The sequence below is a fragment of the Aeromonas sp. R9-2 genome (genome assembly GCF_040908025.1).
Classification (GTDB): Bacteria; Pseudomonadota; Gammaproteobacteria; order Enterobacterales; family Aeromonadaceae; genus Aeromonas; species Aeromonas veronii.
The window spans coordinates 1-22,916 of sequence record NZ_JBFOCX010000034.1 but is presented as its reverse complement, the minus strand read 5'-3'; the positions used below and the strand labels follow the sequence as shown (position 1 = coordinate 22,916).

The window sequence follows — 22,916 nt, the reverse complement described above, 5'->3', positions numbered from 1 at the left end:
GGTATCTGGCCACCCGAACACTATTACATTCAGGATGATATGAGCAATCGTATGGAGTATGGGTATGAGCAGTAATGAGTTGGATAAACGCTATGGCCTGATGACTGCCATTGCGATGGTGGTCGGCGTGGTGATCGGCTCCGGTGTCTTCTTCAAGGCCGATGATGTACTGCGTCTGACTGGCGGTAATCTGGCCATTGCGCTGCTGGCATGGGCGCTGGGGGCATTTTCGATGATCTTCGGCGCGCTGGTGTTTGCCGAGTTTGCCCAGCGGATCGAAAAGTCCAACGGTATCGTCGATTATGCCGAAGCGGCATACGGCAAAATGTTTGGTTATCTGGTGGGGTGGTTCAAAGGCGTACTCTATTACGCCCCTCTTTCCGCCATCCTTGCCTGGGTCGCCGCTCTGTACACCATGATCTTGCTCGGCAGTGATAATCCGACCAACTCTGGTGCGACCTGGATACTGGCGGCTGTCTATATGACGGTCACCTATCTGATCAACTTCTATACCCCGGTCCTGGCGGGCAAGCTGCAAGTGGGTTCTACCCTGATCAAGTTGATCCCGCTGATCCTGGTTGCCATTGTGGGCACCATTTCAGGCTTGCTCAATGGTGTCACCGTGACCAACTTTGTGCAGGCAATGGATGGGATAGGAAGCACCGGAGGCACTCTGGCCACGGCAGTGGTTGCCACCGCCTTCGCTTATGAAGGGTGGATCGCCGCCGTGACCATCAACAGTGAAATTCGCGATTCCAAGAAGAATCTGCCCAGAGCGCTGGTGATTGGCACCCTGATAGTCTTTGTGGTCTATGTCACCTATTTTCTGGGGATCGCCAGCGTCTTGCCGACGGACGAGATAGTGGCGCAAGGGGATAACGCGGTAAATCTCGCGACAACCAGCCTGTTTGGCGGGACTGCCTCGACCATTTTGACCGTGTTCGTGATTATCTCCTGCCTCGGCACCCTCAATGGTCTGGTGTTGGCGACCATGCGCATTCCCTACTCCCTGGCGATCCGCAATCAGGGGCCGGCCCCCAAGTGGATGAGCCGTATCGAACCGCATCACCACATGCCAATCAACTCGGCCCTCGCGGCAGCGTTGTTGTCGGTGATTTACTCAGTGCTGTGGTACTGCAGCATCAACGAGACATTCGGTCGTTACATCGCTCTGGACGAGATGCCGATCGTGCTGATTTATGGCCTCTATCTGTTCCTCTATGTCTGGTACATGCGCACCTTTACCGAGTTGGGCTGGATAAAGCGGTTTGTGATCCCGACCTGCGCCACCCTGGGCGCGCTCATCATTCTGTATGGCGGTATCACCAATCCCAGTCTGGGACTCTATCTGCTGGTCTCTGTGGGGGTGATTCTGCTCGGGTTGCTCTTCTACCGTAAGGAGTGACCGGGTAAGTGAGTTGAAAAAAAAGCGCCGAATGGCGCTTTTTTCATGTGTAAACCACAGCATGTCGACAACTAACTGCCCAGCAACCCGAGGCGGCCCAGTTCATCCTTGAGCTGATCGAGGTTGCGCTCGACACAGGCTTCCCCCTCGTTGATGGCATCGCTGGCGCGATGAAAATCCATGATGGAGAAGCTGCCAAGGCGCGGGCAGAGCTGGATCTCCGGCGGGTCACCGGCCATCCGGGCGCGGGTGATCCGCTCCTGCATGATGTTGATGGAGCCACTCATCACGCTCCACAGACCCGGGGTGGCTGGCGCGGACTCACCGCGATTGAGCCACTGGCTGAGCAGGCCGCCGCTGCCGGGTTGATCCGGCTCATCGGTCCAGGGTTGGTGCATATCGGTGTTGAGGTTGACCGCAATCACCACCTCGGCCCCCATGGCGCGGGCCAGCGAGATGGGCACCGGATTGACCACGGCGCCATCGACCAGCCAGCGGTCGTTGATCCGGGTCGGGGTGAGGATCCCCGGCATGCCGCAGGAGGCGCGCACCGACTGGCGCAGCGGGCCCTGTTGCAGCCAGATCTCGCGGCCGGTATCGAGTTCGGTGGCGATGCAGGCGAAGGGGATGGGCAGATTCTCGAGATCGGGGTCCCCCAGATGGCTGGCGGCAAGGCCAAATACCTTTTCGCCGCGAAACAGACCGCCGGAGAGGGCCGGGTCGAGCAGGCTGACCACCTGCAGGCGGGTAAAGCCGCGCACCCAGGTTTCCAGTCGATCCAGTTCTCCGGCGGCATAGGCGGCACCGACAAAGCTGCCGATGGAGCAGCCAGCGATCAAATCCGGTTTGATGCCGAGACGTTCAAGGGCGCGGATGACGCCGATATGGGCCCATCCTCTGGCGGCGCCGCTCCCGAGAGCGAGCCCTACGCGGGGTTTACGTGGCACGACAGTCCTCCAAAAAAGGGGTTGAGGGCTCAGCTTACTCCGAGAGTCAGGAGGCGTCACCCTGCCATCTTTCGCTGCGGTTGCGACCGTTGGCCTTGGCCTGATAGAGCGCCACATCGGCGCGGCGCACCGCTTCGTGCAGGGGAAGGTTCTCCTGGTGGGGCAGATAGCCGAGGCTGATGGTGACCTCCAGCCCGGGCTCGATGGCGGCCCAGTCGTGATCCGCCACCGCCTTTCTCAGCCGCTCCGCCAGCTCGCCGAGCTGCGTTGCATCAGCGCGGCCAATCAGCAGCAGAAACTCTTCGCCCCCCCAGCGGATCAGGCGATCAGTGGGCCTAATCTGCTGCTGGCAGAGCTGCACCAGCCGGATCAGCACGATATCGCCGACGGCATGGCCGAAGTTGTCATTGACCCGTTTGAAGTGATCCGCATCGAACATCAGGATCCCCGCTTGCAGCCGGGCCAGATCGCCCGCCTGCTCCAGCAGCACCAGATAGTGGCGGTTGAAGGCGCCGGTGAGGGCATCGTGGCAGGAGAGATAATTGAGCCGCTGGTTGAGGCGATGGGACCTCAGGTTGGAGAGGGCGGCCAGCAGCATAAAGAGGATGGCGAGCAGGGTCGGCGTGGACTGGCAGAGCATGGCCCACACCAGCGGCAGCAGGGTGACGTTGTGCACCAGTCGCAACGGGGTATCTGGGATTGCCATGGTCAGCTGCAATGCCCCTTGTTGCCACTGGTATTCGTCGGTCGGCTCGGGGTCTTGCGGCACTACGGGCTGGAGTGCGCTGCTGGCCAGCACCTGATGGTACTGATTGAGCAGCAGATACTCACCCAGCGCCGGCGCCAGCTGATTGAGCTGCGATTGCAAGCGTGAGAGCAGGATGTCCATGCTGATCATCCCTACCAGCGAGCCGTCCTTGTAGAGAGGCTGGGACATGGTGACCATGGTGCCCAGTCCGGCAAAATCTTCGTAGGGGCGGGAGAGAATGGTGTCCCGGCTGGGGTTGGGTGACATCAGCGCATCCTGCCAGTAGTGCTTGTCATAGATGCTGCGGGCAAAACGAAACTGGCTGGAGGGGATCCAGGGATAGAGGTAGATAAAGTTGTCCACCCCGGTGAAGTAGGCCCAGGCGATCTCGCTGCCCAGGCGCTGACTGGCGGTGGCCAGCAAGGGGGAGAGGCTCAGGGCCAAATGAAGTTGCGCCTCCCGCGCACTGCCGGGGGGCGGCAGCGGGCCGTCACCGGTGAGGTTGCCCGCCAGTCCGGCTGGCAAATCACCGGGGAGTTTGTCGAGGGCCAGCCCCTCTGGCAGCGCCTCGATATGGCCATAGAGCTGGCGGGTGAGCACCGACTGGGGGTCGCTGCGCAGTCGCTCTTCGGCCTGCCCGCGCATCGCTTCCAGAAACACTTCGGTCTGCTTGAACCGATCTCGCAGGTAGATGGCGCTGTTGAGGGTATCGCTCTGGTAGAGGCGTTCTATCTGTTTCAGGCTTTGCCGCAAGGTCAGACCAATCAGCAGGATGACCACGGCGAACAGGAGCCAGGTCAGGCGTGTGAGAAAGCGGTGGTCAGACATTTTGGGCATAGGCAGTCAGTCGGGTTGCGAAGGAAATTGTCGTTAGTGTATGCGATGTGGCGTGAAAACAAACGGCGCGACCTGAAACAGAGTGAGCTTATCCCGCTCTTGTTACGTTTTGTCACATTTATACATAGTCACGGCATAGTCTGGGGCTAAAATGGCCCCAATCTGGATTTACCCTCTCACTCTTCATGGATTGTTCGATGAAAATGCGTATCTGGCTCGGCTTGGGCCTTCTTCTAATCGTGGTTGCCGGCGTCTGGGCGCTGCGTCACAGCGAACCCGCCGCCAAAGCACCGACCAGACAGGTCAATATCCGCACTCAAACCGTCAAACAGAGTCTGGCCGAGCCGACTCTCAAGCTGGTGGGCAAGCTGGCGGCCAATCGTTCCGTCATCATCAGCCCCGAAGTGACCGGCCGCATCGTCAAGATTGCGGTGCAATCAGGCCAGAGCGTGGCGAAGGGGGAGACCCTGATCGCGCTGGATGCGGGCAAGCAGCAGGCGGAGCTGGCCGAGCAGAGCGCCAGTCTGCGCGACGAGAACCGCAAGCTGAGTGATATGCGCAAGCTGGTGGCCCGTGGCGCCGTGACCCAATCCGAGCTGGAGGGGCAGGAGGCCATCGTGGCCCAGGTGCAGGCACGCCTTGATGCCGCCCGTTACGAGCTCTCCCTGCGTACCCTGCAGGCGCCCTTTGCCGGTACCGTGAGTCTGATTGACTTGAGTGAAGGGGCGCTGGTCAACAGCGGCGACACCCTGTTGCATCTGGATGAACTGGACAAACTGCGCCTCGATCTGGCGGTGCCGGAGCGCTACCTCGCCCTGCTGCGCCCCGGCATGGCGGTGACCGCCACCAGTACCGCCTGGCCGGATCAGCAATTCAACGGCACCCTGACCACCCTCGACAGCCGCATTTCCAACGATACCCAGAACATCAAGGCGCGGGTGATGATCCCCAATGGCAACGGTCAGTTGCGCCCGGGCATGCTGCTCAATGTGGAGCTGGCACTGCCTGCCCAGCAGCTTACCCTGATCCCCGCCCAGTCGGTGGAGTATGCCGGTGAGCAGCGCTTTGTTTACCGTCTCGAGGCCGATGGCCGGGTCAAGCGGGTGCCAGTGGTGCTCGGCGAAACCGAAGGGGAGACCGTCTGGGTCACCGAGGGGCTCAAGGTCGGCGATCGCATCGTGGTCGAGGGGCTGGTCAATCTGCGTGATGGGGTGCAGGTGCGTGATCTGGCCGAGGTGAACGGCTGATGTGGCTCTCCGATATCTCAGTTCGCCGCCCGCTGGTGGCGGTGGTGCTCAGTGCCCTGCTCACCGTGTTTGGTCTGGTCGCCTTCAGCAAATTGACGGTGCGGGAGATGCCGGACGTGCAGATCCCCTCGGTCTCCATCACCACCACCTATGAGGGGGCGGCCCCCTCGGTGATGGAGAGTCAGGTCACCAAGCCCATCGAGGATCAGCTTTCCGGCATCAGCGGCATCAAGAACATCAACTCCATGACTCGCAAGGGGCGCTCGATGATCACCGTCGAGTTCAAGCTCGGCTGGAACATGGTGGAGGGGATCTCCGATGTGCGCGATGCCCTCTCCCGCGCGCGGCCACGGCTGCCCGATGATGTGGACGAGCCGTTGGTGACCAAGGACAGTGGCAACGGCGATGTGGCGATCTGGCTCAACTTCAGCAGCAGCCAGATGGATCGCACCGCCATGACCGACTACGCCAACCGGGTGCTGGTTGACCCCCTGAGTCTGGTGGACGGCGTGAGCGAAGTGGCGCTCTCCGGCGATCTCACCCAGGTGATGTATGTGCGGCTGCGCCCGGCCGACATGGCGGCCCGTGGCATCACGGTGAGCGATGTGGAAGAGGCCCTCAAGCGGGAGAATATCGAGCTGCCGGGCGGCGAGATCCGCAACAACTCCATGACCATGGCGGTGCAGATCGCCCGTCTCTATCACACAGCGGAAGATTTCCAACAACTGCAAGTCACCACCGCCGCCAACGGCCAGAGCGTCTATCTGGCCGATATCGCCGATGTGGAGGTGGGGGCCAAGAACGAAGACAGCGCCTACCAGCGCAACGGCAAAGAGAGTCTGGGTATCGGCATCGTCGCCCAGTCCACCGCCAACCCGCTGGCGGTGGCGCAGGGGATCGAGAAGAAACTCGGCGAGATGCAGCGCTTCCTGCCGGAGGGGGCCAAGCTCGAGGTGGATTACGACTCCACCATCTTTATCAAGCAGGCCATCGACGAGGTGTACGAGACCCTGGCCATCTGCGCCGTGCTGGTGGTGGCGGTGCTCTATCTGTTCCTCGGGCAGGGGCGCACCACGCTCATTCCGGCCATCACGGTGCCGGTGTCGCTCATCTCCGCCTTTATCGGCGCCTGGTATTTCGGCTTTTCCATCAACCTCATCACCCTGCTGGCGCTGATCCTCGCCATCGGCCTGGTGGTGGATGATGCCATCGTGGTGGTGGAGAACATCCACCACCATCTGCAGCGGGGTGAACCGCCGCTGCTGGCCGCCTGGCACGGCACCCGCGAGGTGGGCTTTGCGGTCATCGCCACCACCGCCGTGCTGGTGATGGTGTTCGTCCCCATCGCCTTTATGGATGGCATGGTGGGGCGGCTCTTTACCGAGTTTGCGATATTGCTATCGCTGGCGGTGCTCTGCTCCTCGCTGGTGGCGCTGACCCTGACCCCGGCCATGGGCTCCTGGCTGATGCGCCCGCTTGATAAACCGAACCGGCTCACCGCCGGGCTCGATCGCGGGCTCGGCTGGCTGGAGGGGCACTATCGCCACCTGCTGGCGTGGGTGCTGCATCGCTCCCGCTGGACGCCGCTGGTGCTGCTGCTCTGTCTGGGCGGTATCGGTGCCCTCTTTACCCAACTGCCGACCAGCCTCACCCCGACCGAGGATCGCGGCGTCATCTATGTCTTCGTCAAGGGGGCAGAGGGGACCAGCATCGAGCGGATGAAGCGCAACATGCAGCAGGTGGAGTCCGCCATCATGCCGATGCTGGGCAAAGGGGTGGTGCAGGCGCTGAGCTTCAGTACCCCTGCCTTTGGCCGTGGCGGCGATCAGACCGGTATGGTGATCATCCAGCTCACCGACTGGGCCGAGCGCGACGTCACCGCCACCGAGTTCTCCCGCTCGCTGGGTGCCAAGCTCTCCGGCATTCCCGATGTGATGATCCGCACCTTCCAGCCCGGTTTCCGCGGTGGCTCCACCGCACCGGTGCAGTTCGTGCTGCAGGGTAACGACTATGCCGAGCTCTACCAGCAAGGGTTGGCGCTGCAACAGGCGGCGCAGGGCAGCGGCCTGATGCTGAGCCCGGATCTCGACTACGCCGAGAAGACCCCCGAGCTGCAGGTGACCATCAATCGCGACAGCGCCAGCCAGCTTGGCATTCCGGTCTCCACCGTGGCCAACAGCTTGCAGACCCTGTTGGGCGGGGCGAGCAAGACCACCTATGTGGACAGGGGTGAGGAGTATGACGTCTACCTGCGCGGCAACCAGACCGAGTTCAACGGCATCTCGGATCTCGGTCGAATCTACCTGAAGGCCGCCAACGGCGAGATGGTCAGTCTCTCGACCCTGGCGACCGTCAAGCAGGTGGCGACTGCCAACCGACTCAACCACTACCAGCGGCAAAAGGCGATTACCCTGACCGCCGATGTGCACCCGGATCACACCCTGGGTGAGGCCCTCGATTTCCTCGATGGCTGGGCCAACGCCAACCTGCCCACCGGCATGACGGTGGATTACGCCGGTGATTCCAAGGATTACCGCGACAATCAGGGGGAGATGGTGCTGGTCTTTGGCCTCGCCCTGCTGGTGGTCTATCTGGTGCTGGTGGCCCAGTTCGAGAGCACCCTGACCCCGGCGGTGGTGATGGTGACGGTGCCGCTCGGCATCTTCGGCGGCCTGCTTGGCCTCTGGCTGACAGGGCAGGAGATGAGCATCTACAGCCAGATCGGCATGATCATGCTGATTGGCATGGTGACCAAGAACGGCATCCTCATCGTCGAGTTCATCAACCAGCTGCGCCAGCGCGGGGAAGGGTTCGAGGAGGCGATCATCGCAGGCTCGGTGCGCCGCTTGCGCCCTATCCTGATGACCTCGCTCACCGCCATTATCGGCGCGGTACCGCTGATGCTCTCCATGGGGGCCGGCTACGAGAGCCGGATGGCGGTGGGTACTGTGGTCTTCTTCGGACTGTCGCTGGCAACCCTGGTTACCCTGCTGGTGGTGCCCGCCATCTACCATCTGATCGCCCGTCACGCTGGCATGACAGGGGCGCGGGATCAACAGGTAGACGAAGCGCTGGCCGCCAAGGGGGCAGGGGAGTCGCACCCTCCGGCGCCCTGATCAGCACTTTGGCCTCAATCCTGGCCTGAACCCTGACCTGCGCGCTCAAGCGGGGCCGGTTATCAGCCTCCATCATCACAAGGGCGCCTGCGGGCGCCCTTGCTATTGCGGGCAGCGGCTTATTCCGCGGGATCTATAGGGACAAAAAGCCATCGCCCCCCTTGGCCGCAATCGGTATAATGCGCGACCCGAATTGTTCCAGGTGGTTAAAATGCAGCCGGTTACCAACCTTTTCTCCTATCCCCGCTATTGGGCCGAGTGCTACGGCACGGCGCCCTTCCTGCCCATGTCCCGCAAAGAGATGGACAAGCTCGGTTGGGACAGCTGCGACGTCATTCTGGTGACGGGGGATGCCTATGTGGATCACCCGAGCTTCGGTATGGCGGTCATCGGCCGGATGCTCGAAGCGCAGGGTTTTCGGGTCGGCATCATCGCCCAGCCGGACTGGTCATCGAAGGATGACTTTATGCGTCTGGGCAAACCGAACCTCTTCTTCGGGGTGACCGCGGGCAACATGGACTCCATGATCAACCGCTACACCTCCGACAAAAAGCTGCGCCACGACGACGCCTACACCCCGGGGGATGTGGGCGGCAAGCGGCCGGATCGCGCGACTCTGGTCTATACCCAGCGCTGTAAAGAAGCCTTCAAAGAGGTGCCGGTGGTCATCGGTGGCATCGAGGCATCCCTGCGCCGCATCGCCCACTACGACTACTGGTCCGAGACCATCCGCCGCTCCATCCTGCTCGATGCCAAGGCCGATATCCTCATCTACGGCAACGCCGAGCGGCCGCTGGTGGAAGTCGCCCACCGCATCGCGGCGGGGGAGACCATCGAGACCATGCAGGATATTCGCGGCACTGCCGTCATCCGCAAGGAGCCGCTGCCGGGCTGGAAAGGGGTGGATTCGAGCAAGCTCGACCAGATTGGCCGCATCGATCCCATCATGAACCCCTATATGGAAGGGGCCCCATGCTCTGACGATGCCACCGACGCGGCACCTGCCGCGCAGGAAGCCCAGCCCGTGCTGGTGCAGCCGGCCAAACCCAAGCCGTGGGAAAAAACCTATGTGAAGCTGCCGGCGTTCGAGCGGGTGAAAGAGGACAAGGTGCTCTACGCCCACGCCTCGCGCATTCTGCACCACGAGACTAACCCCGGCTGTGCCCGCGCCCTGTCGCAGGCTCACGGCGATCGCATCGTCTGGGTCAACCCGCCCGCCTTCCCGCTGGAAACCGAGGAGATGGACGGCGTATTCGGCCTGCCCTACCAGCGGGTGCCGCACCCGGCCTATGGCAACGAGAAGATCCCGGCCTTCGAGATGATCAAGACCTCGGTCAATATCATGCGCGGCTGCTTTGGCGGCTGCTCCTTCTGCTCCATCACCGAGCACGAAGGGCGCATCATCCAGAGCCGCTCGGAAGAGTCGATCCTCAAGGAAATCGAAGATATCCGCGACAAGGTGCCGGGCTTTACCGGCGTCATCTCGGATCTCGGCGGCCCTACCGCCAACATGTACAAGCTGCGCTGCAAGAGCCCCAAGGCCGAGCAGACCTGCCGTCGCGCCTCCTGTGTCTGGCCCACCATCTGCCCGCACATGGACACCGACCACAGCCCGACCATCAACCTCTATCGCAAGGCGCGCGACCTCAAGGGGATCAAGAAGATCCTCATCGCCTCCGGCGTGCGTTACGACATCGCGGTGGAAGATCCCCGCTATATCAAGGAGCTGGCCAAGTACCACGTCGGCGGCTACCTCAAGATCGCACCGGAACACACCGAGGAGGGGCCGCTCTCCAAGATGATGAAGCCGGGCATGGGCAGCTACTACCAGTTCAAGGAGCTGTTCGACAAATACTCCAAAGAGGCGGGTAAGCAGCAGTACCTGATCCCCTACTTTATCTCCGCCCACCCGGGCACCACCGATGAAGACATGATCAATCTGGCGCTCTGGGTCAAAGAGAACCGCTTCAAGCTCGATCAGGTGCAGAACTTCTATCCGTCGCCGCTCGCCAACGCCACCACCATGTATTACACGGAGAAAAACCCGTTAAACAAGGTGAGCCGCACCGGTGGCGATGTGTTTGTTGCCAAGGGCGAGCGCCGTCGCCGCCTGCACAAGGCGCTGCTGCGCTACCACGACCCCGCTGGCTGGCCGATGATCCGCGAAGCCCTGCTCGCCATGGGCAAGGGCCACCTGATTGGCAACGGTCCCGGCTGTCTGGTGCCGGCGGAAGGTCGCAACGAGCGCGCCGCCAGCGGCAAGGGGCTGAAACCGGCCCTGACCCGTCACAGCAACATCAGTCACCAGCGTGGCAATGGCACAGGCAACAAGCCGACCGGCGGCAAGCCGGTGGGTTCCCAGTTGCAGAAAGGGGCGGCTAACGGCAAACCGGCCGTACAGGGTGAAGGCAAGAGTGCGGGCCAGAATGCAGGTAAAAGCAAACCTGCCGGAAAACCCGCCCATAAGGGTAAAACCCCGACCCGCGCAGGATCTGCCAAGCCGGGGGCCAAACCCGCCACTCAGGGCGGCAAGCCTGCGGCTAAAGGCAATGGTGCCAAGCGACCGGCTCGGTGAGTTTCCTGATTGAAAAGTGATAGAAATAAAAAAGGCGACCGGATGGTCGCCTTTTTATTTTTAGAAAATTTTTATTAAAGGATATATCTATATATAAAAATGCGGTTATGCCATTTTATGGCTAGGCTGCTTTTTTATGTAGTTCCTCGTCATCTGCATTTTTTTGTTCATCACTTATATATTCTAAAGTGACAACATCTTTTCCGAGATCTTTTTCCATATGCTGGCGAAGCATAGCTAGCTTTAGTTTGGTTCTCAGTTTAACCACATCTTCTTTACTTAGCTCACAGTCTAATGTGGATGCATCAATAACTTCACGAGCAACGATTGATAGCCTTAAAAAGGCTAAGCGTTGCTCGTGAATAATCATAATTTGATTGAGGCATCGCCGTACGCCTTCTGCAACGAAAGTCACTATACCAATAACAGACAACATGAATGGTATGCGGCTTAAGATGACATCCCAAATACTTTTTATTTTCCCGTTATCAAAATAGGTGATTAAATCGCTAGCTCTTTCAAATAATGAATTTGTTATAAAAATTAGAATGCAGAGCAAGACCAAGCAAATTACCCCATAAAATATTTGCTGTTTTCTAGTCTCGCCAGTGAATGACTTTAAATCCTCACTAAATATATCTACATCTTTCTGTAATTGATGTAATTTATAATTTTCGGCTCTAACGTTGGCCTGAAGTTGTTCTAGCGCTTCCGCATTAGTTTTTCTGGCTTGTGATAAGCTCTCAGTTTCTTTACGTGTTAAGCTCAGTGTTGCACTTGACTCAGCTAATTGAGACTTTTGATCGACTAGTTTACCTTCAATAGCTTTTATTTCCTTTTCAATCTCTTCTAATTGGTCTTCTTTTTCTAAAATTATGGCGTCAAGATCAGATGATTTTTTCTCAAAGATTTTTTCTTTTTCTTTGATCTCAGTACCAAGTTTTTCTATAGAAAGCTTCTCTGAGGTTAATTCATCATATATCTTATTAACTTTGCTTTGAATAATGCGAAGTCGATCAATATGATTTGATAATGCTATAGAGCTATTTTGTGTTGTTGCTGTTTCATAGAATATAAAGCCTTGAACTCTTCTAAGAGTCACCTCTCCATCAACTGTAGATATAGAAAGCTCTGATATTGGAGCACAAATGCTATAAACTAATTGAAAAGTTCCTTCGATATTAGTAGTTTTAAAGTTGTCGCCTACTTGACTGTGAACTGTCCCAATTGTATCGGTATAAGATATTATTATTGGTCTTTTGGTAAAGGATGTTATTTCTATTTTTGATATGAATAGGGGGGATTTTAATTTTAATGATATTGGTTTTGAGCGTAATAAATATGTAGCATTTGCATTTTTAGGTGTTGTCGTTGATGTATAAATCAGCTCTGTGAGCTTAGAGTTAGAATCGAAATGAGCACCTCTGAGTTCTGTCGAAAAAGCAAAAAGAGAGTTACTTCTGTTTAATAGTTTTTGTAATTTTTCCAACTCTGAAGCTACATCATTTAACATTGACACCTCAATTTCCGTTTAATTGATGGGGATCGAATTTTGATACACCAACTTTTCTAAGCAAGGTGTAACAGTGCTGAATAACACACTACCGCCCGTGGATTACAGCTTCCAATATGCTCCCTTGATCTGCGCTGGCAGCAACCCATCGCAGCTCAACAGGTTCTGAATGGCCATGGTAAGCCAAACGAAACTGCCGAGGCGAGCCTTTAAGTGACATAACCATCAGAAATTAATCATTTTTTGCGCTTGATCAGCAAATGGAACTGGAAGGCGGCTTTATCGCCATATCCCGCTTTGGCAAGCAGGGAAGGGAGTGAATTGGGGCGACCCGCAGGTCGCCCCTTGTGATTGCCATATCTGGCGCGTGAAGGGTTAGCCGTTATAGCCGTAGCAGCGCTTGAGCTCCTCGAAATCGTAGTAGTGGCTGCCGCTTTGGTAGGGCTGGCAGCCCGTTTTAAAGGCGATCTCCTTTTCGTTGTAGAGCATCTTGACCAGCACCTGCCGCTGCCCGTTCTGGTAGATATCCCACTGAATATTGGCGGTATAGGGGGAGACCCAGCCGCCGCGCCACTCGTTGTTCTGCTGGCTGAACAGCTGATCCGCGCTGGCCCCCTGACGGCTCCCTTCCAGCTTCATCAGGGCGGCGAGGGGGATAATGGCCTCGGCGTGGGCAAAGCGCAGGGTGGCCTGTCGGCTCTGCTCACCCTCCACGACCTGACGCTGCACCTCGCCAAACAGGCCGTCGAGCAGCGGCTGGGCAATGGCGTAGGGGGCATTCTGGTTGGCAAAGCTCGGCCCCTTCTCGTAGAAATCTTCCGCATCGGAGAGGTAGGAGAACCAGGCAGACTCCTCCGGAGTGAGGAACTGCTCCAGCGCCCAGGGCTCGCTGCCCTGTGCCTGCGCTTCGCGGATCATGCCGGGGCCGATGATAAAGAGGTTGTAGAGCATCAGGGCCGCATCCACCTCGTCGCGCACATAGGTCATGCCGCCATCTTCCGGGTTGACGGCGACAAACTCGACGCCGCCCGCCAGATAGTCAACAAAGCCCTTGCTGTAGATACGCTCCAGCATGCTGCGGGCCATCTCTTTGGTCTTGCTCAGGTTTTTAAGCTGATCCAGCGCCCTGGCCAGCTCGGGGGCCGGGGCGATTCCTGCATCCTCGTCGCCGATAAAGCGCTGGTAGCTCTCATAGGCGGGCAGGTAGCGGGCGTAATCCCCCTCGGGCGTGGTCTTGTGGAAGTAGAGCTCGAACTTGTTGACCAGCTTTTTGTCGATCTTCGAGGGGTCATCCTGCGTGAGGTAGCACTGCGCCGAGTCGCTGACATAGCTCACGTTGCGCTTGAGGCTCTCCATAAAGTAGAAGGCGCTTTCGTTGGCCCTGTCCTTGCCCGAGGTGACCACCTTGATGCAGTGGGGTTCGCTGCTGTTGAGCAGGGTCGGCAGCCGCGCCGCCAGCCGGGTAGCGAGATTGGCGTGTTCCTCCTTGCCCAGCGCCGAGAGCAGGCCATAACCCAGTTTCTGGTTGGCGGCCGTCACCAGATCGACCTTGCCTCCCAGCCCCTGCCCGAGAGTGGTGAGCGCCCCCTGACGCTGCGCCTCTTCCCATACCAGCTTGGTCAGCACGTCATATTTCGGGCTGGAGAGGGAGCGCGAGCCGTGGCGCGCCACCATCTCGGTAAAGACCGGGCTGAACCCCTGAGGCGCTGGCTCGTAGCTCTCCGCCTGCTGCTGCGGGCTGTAGACCGCTTTGGTGCTGTATTGATAGGCCGTTTTGCCCTGGCTGTCGGCAGACGATTCGTTCTCTGACTGGCAGCCGCCAAGCAAGACCAGCGAGACGGCCACAGCCACATAAGAAGAGCGCGGGAAAGTCATGATGTTCCTTATCTATCCATATGAAAAATAAGTGAAAAACTCTATGGCTTGAAAATGACCGCGGGATGTCAGCCAGATGACAGGCAGATGACTTCTGATAAAGCAGTAAGCAAGGGGAGGGGCAGAGGATGGTTATAGGGAGGGCAATAGAGGCTCAACCAACCACTGCGCCTGTCACGGCAGAGTGGTCCGTGAGCGCGTTTGGGATGGGGCCTTATTGTCTTACCTCCTGCCCCGCCATCTTGATCCAAAGGGGGGAGGTCGATTGAAGATTGCCAATTAAGGGTTGCTCAATACCACGCCAATAAGGCATCGAACATGCGGGTATGGGTCACTTGCAGGTTTGCCGCCTTGGTAGAAATGGCTGCGCTATAGAGCTGGACGCCGGGTTCGTTATGGCTCTGCACCAGATAGTTTTTATGGCGACAGGTTCCATAGAGGGAGAGGCTTTTTCTCGCGCAGTGGCCGAGAAACAGCACCCCACCAAGGCCGATCATCAGGCCACATATATCCAGCAGATTGATATCGATCTGATTGACGGCGTGCAGGGCAAATTGTGCTTCGGCCTGCTGCGCGAGTTCATAGAGTGACACGGCAAACATGGCGCCGCAGAGCAGCAGTTTGAGGCGGGCGAGGCTGGTGAGTTTGGTCTGCATCACGTCCGGCGAGACAAAATAGAGATTCTCCAGATGCCGTCTCTGCTCTTTGATCAGGATCCCGCGCACATTGACATCAACCTCGACCTGGGTTGATTCGCGATAGACCAGCCCCTGTTTTTCCCACTCGTCCGCCATCATGGCAACCAGCACCGGATAGACGACAATGGCCAGGCCGCAATAGATCGGCAGCGCATGATATCCGCTGGACATCAGTCCAACTGACAATATTGCGAATATATAGGGCGACAAGGCTTTGAGTGCAATTGATGATTTCATCGTTATACATCCATAAATAACGCGTTTTATAAGTGCCGATAGCGCACAGGCAATAGTGGCCGCGCCAATAAGCAGCGGCCAAACAGGGCGTTGGTCAGCGGTAATTCATTCCGGCAAATGGCTGAAATAGTCCCTTTGCTCGGCAACAGGGACAAGAGCGCCATAGTAAGCCAAACGAGGCCGCTCTGACAGTGACCCGGATGACATAAATCTGTGTGCCGCCGTCGAAATGAAATCATATTCTGTCGCTACTCCGGTTCCTCTATGCAAAAAGCCCCGAGAGCAGAGCTTTCGGGGAAGAGGAAAAACATCGACAAAGAATTACAAAGGCATTGGGATCAGGTCTGAAGAAGATCAGGCATCTACATAGAGCACCTGGCCGCTAATAAAGCCATCGACGGAGCGCTCAAACGCCTTGCCGACCAAAGCGCCCGGCACCGGCTGGAAGCCCGGCATCATCTCGCCATATACGTCCCACGCCTCTTCCAGCACGGTCGGATTGACCACATTGATGCGGATGCCGCGGGGCAGCTCGTGGGCCACGCACTGGACAAAGGTATCGATGGCGCCGCTGGTGGTGGCATCGGCAATGGCCAGCGGGATCGGCTTGATATTGAGGATGCCGGAGATCAGGGTGAAGGAGCCCCCCTGATTGATGTAGTTGAGGCCGATATTGACCAGATTGATCTGCCCCATCAGCTTGCTCTGGATGGTGGTTTGCCACTGCTCGTCGCTCATCTCGCCAAAGGGGGCGTATTCGCAATAGCCGGCGGTATTGACCACTGCATCGAAGGAGCCCACGTTTTGGTAGAGCCGCTCGATGGACTCTCTGCTGGTGATATCCACCTGAAAATCACACCCCTCGCCGGAGCGGCTGGCGGTAATGACCTTGTGCTTGCCCAGACCACTGAGGGCGGCTTGCCCCATTTTCCCCTGAGCACCAATCATAATGACAGTTTTCATCGTTAACCTAGCTTTGCTGGAAGAGCTGCAAGGTTAGATAGCCACTGATACAATGTAAATCATGGGTGGTTTGTATGTGATACAACTTATATTGGTGAGGTAAGGGTGGAGAAGATCGATATCAGGCAGATGAGGGTGCTGGTGCTGCTGGTGAGATACAAGAGTGTGTCGCGGGTGGCCGAGTTGCTGGAGATCTCCCAGCAGGGGGTGAGCAGCCATTTGAAAAAGCTGCGCGACCTCTTTCCCGCCGAGCTGTTTATCCGCCAGAGCGCCGGGTTGCAGCCGACCGACTACGCCTGCGAGCTGGCCGCCAGGTTTGAGCAGATCCTGGCCGATATCGACGGGGTCTTTGTGGCAACCCCCTTCGATCCCGCCAGCAGCCAGCGCACCTTCAGGGTGATGGCCAACGAATATGCCCAGCTCGCCATTATCCCAAGGCTGGCGAGCGCCCTGCGCACTCAGGCGCCCTCCATCCGGCTCGATGTGGTGGACTTTCAGGCCGAGCAGCATCTAGAGGCGCTGGCCAGTGGCGAGGTCGATCTGGTGATTGGTTTTGATGCCTATCTCGACCCGGGGTTGCTGCGTGCCACCCTGCGCCGGGATCACTACTGCTGCGTGCTGCGCCGCGACTCCCGATATCTTCCGGACAACGCCCCGCAGGATCTGGCGGCCATCCCCTTTGTGCAGTTAGCCAACAGCGTCGGCAATTTCGAAGGGCAGATGAGCCCGCAGCAGGTTGCCAGCGCGGCGGTGGCGACGCTCCCCTGTTACACCTCGCTGCAAGCCTTTATGTCGGTCAATGACGTGGCGGCCTGCATTCCGTCGGCCATCGCCGCCCTTGGGGATTTTCGTGTGCTGGAGCTGGCCGGGGCGCCCCAGCCGTTCGAGGTGGTGGTCGGCAGACACCGCAAAAGCCAGGGCAATCTCGCCATCGAGTGGCTGGCCGAGGTGATCAAGTCGGTCAGCGATCTTGCCATGCCGAGATAACATCGCCGTTTGCACAGAGCTGCACATGCCAGCCAGTGCGCTAACGGCAGGCTGGATCTGCGGGGTAAATCCTGCGATGGTGCGGGCTGTTATCCGCTTGTCTCGTTATCGAGTGAAAAGGAGTTGAGATGCGCATTGCCATGATTGGTCTGGGGGATATAGCCCAAAAAGCCTATCTGCCGCTGCTGGCGAGCGATGAGCGGGTCACCCCGCTGCTCTGCACCCGGAGTCCATCGGTGCTGGAAAAGCTGGCCCGCCAGTATCGGGTCGCCGAGTGCTTTACCGATGTGGCGGCCATGCTGGCCAGCCGCCCCGACGCCGTGATGATCCACGCCGCGACCGCCGTTCACCGCGAGCTGGCCGAGCAGTGCCTGCGCGCCGGTATCCCCACCTTTGTCGACAAGCCCCTGTGCGACAATCTGGCCGAGGCCGAGGCGCTGGCCAACCTCGCCATCGCGCAAGATTGCGCCCTCTTTACCGGCTTTAACCGCCGCTATCTGCCCGCCATGGCCGAGGCGCGGGCTCGGCCGCTCACTGAGCTGAACTGGCAGAAACACCGCTTCGCCCTGCCGGGCAAGGCGCGGGATTTTATGTTCGATGACTTTATCCATGTGCTCGACAGCCTCTGCTTCTATGGCGGCGTGCCGGGCGGCGACTTTCATGCGGTATTGCGCCCCTGTGCGCAGGACAACAGCCTGTTGGCCGGGGTGAGCGTAAGCTGGCAGAGCGGCGATCGCGCCATCAGCGGCAGCATGAACCGCAGCGCCGGGATCACCGAGGAGCGCATCGATGCCTACGGCGACAATCTTTCCCTGCACCTTGAGAACTGCACCCGCGGCATCATCGCCCGCGACAAGCAGGCGCAGATGCTTAGCCCCAACGACTGGCAGCCGGTGCTGGCCCAGCGCGGCTTTGCTGCCATGCTGGCGCACTGGTATCAGCAGATTGAAATCGGCAAGGCGGATAGCGAGCTGATTACCTCCTACCTGCACGGTCACCGGCTGGCGGAGCAGTTGGTGGCGCTGGCTGACAAGCGAGAATAAGGCTTGCTGGAAGCCTGAGGGATATGAATACGAGGTGCGCGAAGGTTGCGCACCAAACACAACGGGGGGCCGCAGTTGCGGCCCCCCGTTGTTATGGGATCAGATGCACTTCACCGGCTTGGGCAGGCCGCCAATCTTGGTCGCCTGCTTGGCGGGCCCTTCCGGGAACAGCTTGTAGAGGTAGCGGCTATTGCCCTTCTCGGGGCCATACTGCTTCTCCATCGCCTTGACCAGTGCGCGGATGGCGGGGGAGGTGTTGAACTCCAGATAGAAGGCGCGCACAAAGCGCACTACTTCCCAGTGCGGCTCCTCAAGCGTGATCCCCTCCTGCGCGGCCAGCACCAGCGCCAGCTCCTCGCTCCAGTCGTTGCTGTTGAGCAGGTAGCCCTTGGCATCGGTCTCGATGAGTTGGCCGTTGAATTCCAGCTGATGTTTTTCGGACGCAGACATGAGGGCTCCTCGCTAATGGGGCTATCAGGATTGGGCGGGCATGGTAGCGCCTTGATCCCCGGTGAGCAACCGACTCTCGTTGGCCAGATGCAGCAGTTGATCCGCCAGCTCGCTGATCAGGTTGAGCTGCTGGGTCAGCATCAGCTGCTCCTCGCTGCTGTCTGCACTGCTGTCCGTGCAAAGAAGGGGGCTCTGACCACCGATGGAGCTGGAGGGGTTGCCTGCCAGATGGCCGGCGGCTTGCTCCAGGGTGTGGCAGATGTGGTGGCGCACCTCATCCAGCCCGCTGATGGCCTCCAGCTTGTCGCGATGGGCCCCCAGCGCCGAGATGTAGGAGAGCAGGGCGTGGTTGCGCCAGGTGAGGGTAAAGCAGAGATCGAGGAAGCGGCGGCGCTTTTGCGGCTCCACCAGCATGCTCTGCCAGGCGGTGGCCAGTTCGCTGTCTGCCAGATGGGCGCTCTTGCGCGCCACCCGATAGTCGATGGACTCGTCCCGCTGCTGCTTGAGGCTCGCCAGCACCGCTGAGAGGTAGCGGGCGTTGGCCGAGAGCGAATTGGCGATCAGCGTCGGCAGCCGCTTGTATTGCCAGTCCGGCCAGAGCCAGGCCACCAGCCCGTAGGAGATCAGGCAGCCAAGCAGGGTATCGAGCAGCCGCGGCCCGAGGATCGCAAAGCCGATGCCATCAAGCAGGTTGAACGCCATCAGCACGTAGAGGGTGATAAAGCAGACTGCGGCGCTGTAGTTGTTGCGCACCTGGGTGAAGAAGAGGAAGGCGGCCAGCCCCATCACTACCAGCTGAACGTGCAGCTCGGGGAAGAGCCAGAGCACCGGAATGCCCACCAGTATGCCGGCGAAGGTGCCGAGCATCCGCTGCACCAGTCGGCGGCGGGTGGCGCTGTAGCTGGGCTGGCAGACAAACAGCACGGTCAGCAAAATCCAGTAGCCCTTTTCCAGATCAAAGGCTTGCAGTATGCCGTAGCCGATCACCAGCCCGAGTGACAAACGCAGCGCATGGCGAAACACCATGGAGTGCAAGGTGAGGTGCTGCTTGAGCTGGGCCAGCAGCGGCAGGCGGGGCGGGCGTGCCAGCGCGGGCAGCTCCTGCTCTGGCTGCTCGGGGTTTTGCAGCACTTCGGCGCTGCCCAGCAGCTGGTTGATGCTGGCCAGATTGCGGCGCAGGAATTTCATCGGCGTCAGCAGGGTTTTCGGGTAGTGCTGCTTGAGATTGGTGAACTCCAGCTGATCGCCAAGGGCCTCCAGCGTCCAGTGAATGCGCTTGTTATGGGCGTAGGGCTTGTGCACCAGAATGGCGTAACCGAGCCGCTGGCACGCCTCGGAGAGTTGCAGAAACAGCTCCTGAAATCCTTCCAGTACGATGCCCTGCTTGAGCTCCGCCTCCAGCCGGCTGTAGGGGTAGTGGCTGGAGGTGGCACGCTCGTGAATTTCCAGCGCCAGCAGATAGAGGCGCAGCAGGCTGGCAAGCTCGGGGCTCGCCGGGTGGCGGCGGCTCAGGCGGGCGTTGAGGGCCGACTTGGTGAGGGTCAGCGCGCTCACCAGATTGATGTTGAGCTGGGCCAGATTGTGGCGAATGGCCTGGGCGCCGTGCTCGTCCGCAGGGAAGAAGCGGGACTTTTCCAGCAGGTAGCGGCCAAGGGCGAAGTAGCTCTGGGCCAGCTGCTCGTGCAGGGTTTTGTAGGGCAGCAGCCAGAGCCAGATAAACGAGACCAGCCCGTACCAGAGGGCGCCAGCGCCGAGGGCCAGCGGCTGGTAGAAGAGATCCGGTGCCTTGGCGGCTCCCAGCATGGTGTAGATGGCGATCAGCAGCGAGCCGAAGCTGATGGTGGCGTAGCGAGCGCCGAGCGCCCCCACCATCACGAAGATAAAGGTGGAGCTGGCCAGCCCGATGGCAAACAGCCAGGGGGTGGGGTAGAGATACTGTACGCACAGCGACGCGAACATGAAGCAAATCAGCGTCATGGCGAGGTTCTTGAGCCGTCCCCACAGGCTGTCGTCGGTTTCGGCGATGGCGCCCGCCACTACCCCGAGGGAGAGCAGCACGGTGAGCTGGATATTGCCGGTGGCCAGGGTGAAGGCGAGCAGACCGAGAATGGCCAGCAGCACCTTGAGAGCGAAGTAGATATGACTATCGGTCAGCAGTCGGCGTAACAAACCGGAGAATTCCATGGGCATGCTAGGCACCACCCTTGAGCGAAGCAAAATCGATGTGACTATCAATCAGCAGTCGGCGCAGCAGGCCAGAGAGATCCATCGGCATGAGACAGGTGAAACCCTTGATCGAAACGAGAGCGAGATAGTAACCCGCCAAGCGCGAAGTGGCCCNGGGCCACTTCGCTTCATATCCTTGATTTACAACTTATCCTGACAAAAATCGACGCCAATAAAAACCCCGCCGAAGCGGGGTTTTTGATTAGTTGCGGTTGCCGCCAAGCAGGCTCAGCAAGCTCAGGAAGATGTTGTAGATGGAGACATACAGAGTGACGGTGGCAGAGATGTAGTTGGTCTCGCCGCCGCGCACGATCTGCTGGGTAGTCAGCAGGATGGCACCGGAGGAGAAGAGCATGAACATGGCGGACAGGGCCAGGCTCAGGGCGCTCATCTGCAGGAAGATGTTGGCAATCATGGCCACCAGCAGTACCCAGAAACCGACGAACAGCATACCGCCTATGAAAGAGAGATCACGCTTGGTGGTCAGGGCATAGGCCGACAGACCGAAGAAGGTAAGCGCGGTACCGCCAAGGGCGGTCATCACGATCTCGCCACCACCATTGTTCATGTACATGTTGATGATGGGGCCCAGGCTATAGCCCAGCAGACCGGTCAGGGCGAAGGTGAAGACCAGACCCATGCCGTTGTTGCGATTCTTCTCGGTCAGGAACATCAGACCGTAGACACCGATCAGGAACACGGCCCAGTGCAGCGGCGGCATGTTCATCACGGTAGCGACCCCCGCCACCACGGCAGAGAAGCCCAGAGTGAGGGAGAGCAGCATATAGGTGTTACGCAGCACCTTGTTGGTATCGCGTACGGCACTTTGGGTGCCAGTGTAGATAGAACGGGTATCCATCTTGGGTGTCCTCTTGATGTCCGGGTGAGACGGCGAGCAGCCGCCTCGTGATCGCTGTTTGTTACTGCATGTTTACGCATTGTATGTAGAACAAATAGGGATGACGAGGAACAATTTCAAGCCACCTGCCATTTTGCTCCCGCACACTATCCCACAGGAAATATGTATTGCATATGAACAAGGGCTTAGCGTAGTATGCACGCCGTTCGGAGGGGTGGCAGAGCGGCTGAATGCACCGGTCTTGAAAACCGGCGATGGGCGACCATCCGTGGGTTCAAATCCCACCTCCTCCGCCATCTACATAGCCCAGCTGATTGATTCGGTTGGGCTTTTTTGTTTCTGAAATTCTTGGTATGCCAGTGAGTATGTCATTAGATGTTGACTGCCCTACCCCTTGATAGCACTCCCTTGGACAGGTCATTGCCACGATTTCCTCAAGTTACCCAAAGCAAGAGAAGGTCTCATCAAAGCTCGGTGCGTCAACTATGGCGCCTCTGGCCCCTTAGTTATAGATGGTCATCCTAACTCAACTGAGCTATATCGATAAATTTGATACCTGGACTGGAGCCGCCTGCTTTATTAAGGAAGGTGCGAACAAGTGGATCGCACCTTCACCACGAACTCTTTGTCCGCATTTGAAATGCACATCACTCCAAAAACCTGACTTTTTCCGCAAGTATTCGGCTATTAAGCGCCATTTAGCCTCATTTTCGAGGCTTATCTCGATTTTTGGGCACAGCTATCCCATGCCCGTATCATCTGGTCCACGCGAAACAGATTCGCCAGCGTAAACAACATCGCCAGTTGGTTGTCGTTCTTGCGCAGCCCCTTGAACCGCGCCTTCACAAAGCCAAACTGACGTTTGATGATCCGAAACGGGTGCTCCACTTTGGCGCGGATGCTGGATTTGAGCCTCTCAAAGGCAATCACAGCCTTGTTTTTGCGCGGATGCTTTTTGAGCTCCTTGAGCCTGCCAGGTCGCATCACAATCGCCCATTGTGCCTTTACATCCGCCAGCTCTTCACGGTTTTCTGCACCCTGACATCCTGCGTCAGCGAACACAAATGCCTCCTCGCCATGGAGCCGATTTCCCACTTGATTGAGGTCGTGCTCATTGGCTGCCGTGGTCTCCAGACTGTGCGTCAGGCCACTCTTGGCATCGACACCGATATGAGCCTTCATGCCGAAGT

Annotated in this window: 16 protein-coding genes and 1 tRNA gene; 7 read left to right on the top strand and 10 right to left on the bottom strand. The window is 58.6% G+C overall.

Features of this window, described 5'->3' with window-relative positions:
• Nucleotides 1-64: 64 nt before the first annotated feature.
• On the top strand, nucleotides 65-1,405 hold the full coding sequence (locus AB5Y71_RS18430; protein WP_005338365.1) for an APC family permease: 1,341 nt from the start codon (nucleotides 65-67) through the stop codon (nucleotides 1,403-1,405).
• 71 nt (nucleotides 1,406-1,476) lie between these two features.
• Here AB5Y71_RS18430 and AB5Y71_RS18425 read toward each other — a convergent pair whose 3' ends face one another.
• Together AB5Y71_RS18425 and AB5Y71_RS18420 are read right to left on the bottom strand one after the other, a co-directional pair.
• On the bottom strand, nucleotides 1,477-2,352 hold the full coding sequence (locus tag AB5Y71_RS18425) for a patatin-like phospholipase family protein (RefSeq protein ID WP_005338362.1): 876 nt from the start codon (nucleotides 2,350-2,352) through the stop codon (nucleotides 1,477-1,479).
• Between the two features lie 46 nt (nucleotides 2,353-2,398).
• Nucleotides 2,399-3,937: a diguanylate cyclase gene (locus AB5Y71_RS18420; RefSeq protein ID WP_368172192.1), complete on the bottom strand. Its 1,539-nt coding sequence runs from the start codon at nucleotides 3,935-3,937 to the stop codon at nucleotides 2,399-2,401.
• A gap of 197 nt (nucleotides 3,938-4,134) precedes the next feature.
• On the opposite strand from AB5Y71_RS18420, the gene AB5Y71_RS18415 reads away from it, so the two are divergent.
• The 3 genes from AB5Y71_RS18415 to AB5Y71_RS18405 all read left to right on the top strand — a co-directional run bounded on the left by AB5Y71_RS18415 (nucleotide 4,135) and on the right by AB5Y71_RS18405 (nucleotide 10,875).
• Entirely contained in the window at nucleotides 4,135-5,184 is a 1,050-nt protein-coding gene (locus AB5Y71_RS18415) for an efflux RND transporter periplasmic adaptor subunit (RefSeq protein ID WP_368172191.1), read from the top strand.
• Nucleotides 5,184-8,300 carry an efflux RND transporter permease subunit gene (locus AB5Y71_RS18410; protein WP_368172190.1) on the top strand — a complete coding sequence of 1,039 codons (3,117 nt, stop codon included), beginning with the start codon at nucleotides 5,184-5,186 and terminating at the stop codon, nucleotides 8,298-8,300. The genes AB5Y71_RS18415 and AB5Y71_RS18410 overlap by 1 nt, the downstream gene beginning before the upstream one ends.
• 211 nt (nucleotides 8,301-8,511) lie before the next feature.
• A complete protein-coding gene (locus AB5Y71_RS18405; protein ID WP_368172189.1) occupies nucleotides 8,512-10,875 on the top strand; it encodes a YgiQ family radical SAM protein in 2,364 nt (787 codons plus the stop codon).
• Nucleotides 10,876-10,996: 121 nt separating this feature from the next.
• Here the strand turns inward: AB5Y71_RS18405 and AB5Y71_RS18400 are convergent, their stop codons facing one another.
• The 4 genes from AB5Y71_RS18400 to AB5Y71_RS18385 all read right to left on the bottom strand — a co-directional run bounded on the left by AB5Y71_RS18400 (nucleotide 10,997) and on the right by AB5Y71_RS18385 (nucleotide 16,161).
• Nucleotides 10,997-12,388, bottom strand: coding sequence for a hypothetical protein (locus tag AB5Y71_RS18400; RefSeq protein ID WP_368172188.1), 1,392 nt, complete (start codon nucleotides 12,386-12,388; stop codon nucleotides 10,997-10,999).
• A 375-nt stretch (nucleotides 12,389-12,763) separates the two neighbouring features.
• Nucleotides 12,764-14,263: a histidine-type phosphatase gene (locus AB5Y71_RS18395; protein WP_368172187.1), complete on the bottom strand. Its 1,500-nt coding sequence runs from the start codon at nucleotides 14,261-14,263 to the stop codon at nucleotides 12,764-12,766.
• Nucleotides 14,264-14,553: 290 nt separating this feature from the next.
• Nucleotides 14,554-15,132, bottom strand: coding sequence for a hypothetical protein (locus AB5Y71_RS18390; protein ID WP_368172186.1), 579 nt, complete (start codon nucleotides 15,130-15,132; stop codon nucleotides 14,554-14,556).
• Nucleotides 15,133-15,552: 420 nt separating this feature from the next.
• Nucleotides 15,553-16,161: a short chain dehydrogenase gene (locus AB5Y71_RS18385; RefSeq protein WP_107684251.1), complete on the bottom strand. Its 609-nt coding sequence runs from the start codon at nucleotides 16,159-16,161 to the stop codon at nucleotides 15,553-15,555.
• A 105-nt stretch (nucleotides 16,162-16,266) separates the two neighbouring features.
• Between AB5Y71_RS18385 and AB5Y71_RS18380 the strand changes: the two genes are divergently transcribed.
• Nucleotides 16,267-17,148, top strand: coding sequence for a LysR family transcriptional regulator (locus tag AB5Y71_RS18380; RefSeq protein ID WP_368172185.1), 882 nt, complete (start codon nucleotides 16,267-16,269; stop codon nucleotides 17,146-17,148).
• 128 nt (nucleotides 17,149-17,276) lie between these two features.
• Complete coding sequence (locus tag AB5Y71_RS18375; protein WP_368172184.1) at nucleotides 17,277-18,191, top strand: Gfo/Idh/MocA family protein; 915 nt, start codon at nucleotides 17,277-17,279, stop codon at nucleotides 18,189-18,191.
• Between the two features lie 99 nt (nucleotides 18,192-18,290).
• Here AB5Y71_RS18375 and AB5Y71_RS18370 read toward each other — a convergent pair whose 3' ends face one another.
• From AB5Y71_RS18370 to AB5Y71_RS18360, 3 genes are all read right to left on the bottom strand, one after another.
• The gene (locus AB5Y71_RS18370) at nucleotides 18,291-18,641 is read right to left on the bottom strand and encodes a TusE/DsrC/DsvC family sulfur relay protein (RefSeq protein ID WP_019446869.1); all 351 of its coding nucleotides are present in this window, start codon (nucleotides 18,639-18,641) and stop codon (nucleotides 18,291-18,293) included.
• Nucleotides 18,642-18,665: 24 nt separating this feature from the next.
• Nucleotides 18,666-20,831 (bottom strand): YccS family putative transporter, encoded by a 2,166-nt coding sequence (gene yccS / locus AB5Y71_RS18365; protein WP_368172183.1) that lies wholly within the window; start codon nucleotides 20,829-20,831, stop codon nucleotides 18,666-18,668.
• Nucleotides 20,832-21,069: 238 nt separating this feature from the next.
• On the bottom strand, nucleotides 21,070-21,726 hold the full coding sequence (locus AB5Y71_RS18360; RefSeq protein ID WP_005338308.1) for a Bax inhibitor-1/YccA family protein: 657 nt from the start codon (nucleotides 21,724-21,726) through the stop codon (nucleotides 21,070-21,072).
• A 208-nt stretch (nucleotides 21,727-21,934) separates the two neighbouring features.
• On the opposite strand from AB5Y71_RS18360, the gene AB5Y71_RS18355 reads away from it, so the two are divergent.
• Nucleotides 21,935-22,022: transfer RNA gene (locus AB5Y71_RS18355), tRNA-Ser, on the top strand.
• 421 nt (nucleotides 22,023-22,443) lie between these two features.
• On the opposite strand, the gene AB5Y71_RS18350 is transcribed toward AB5Y71_RS18355, so the two are convergent.
• Nucleotides 22,444-22,916 (bottom strand): IS5 family transposase (locus AB5Y71_RS18350; protein ID WP_368172132.1); only part of this gene is annotated, 473 nt, incomplete at its 5' end.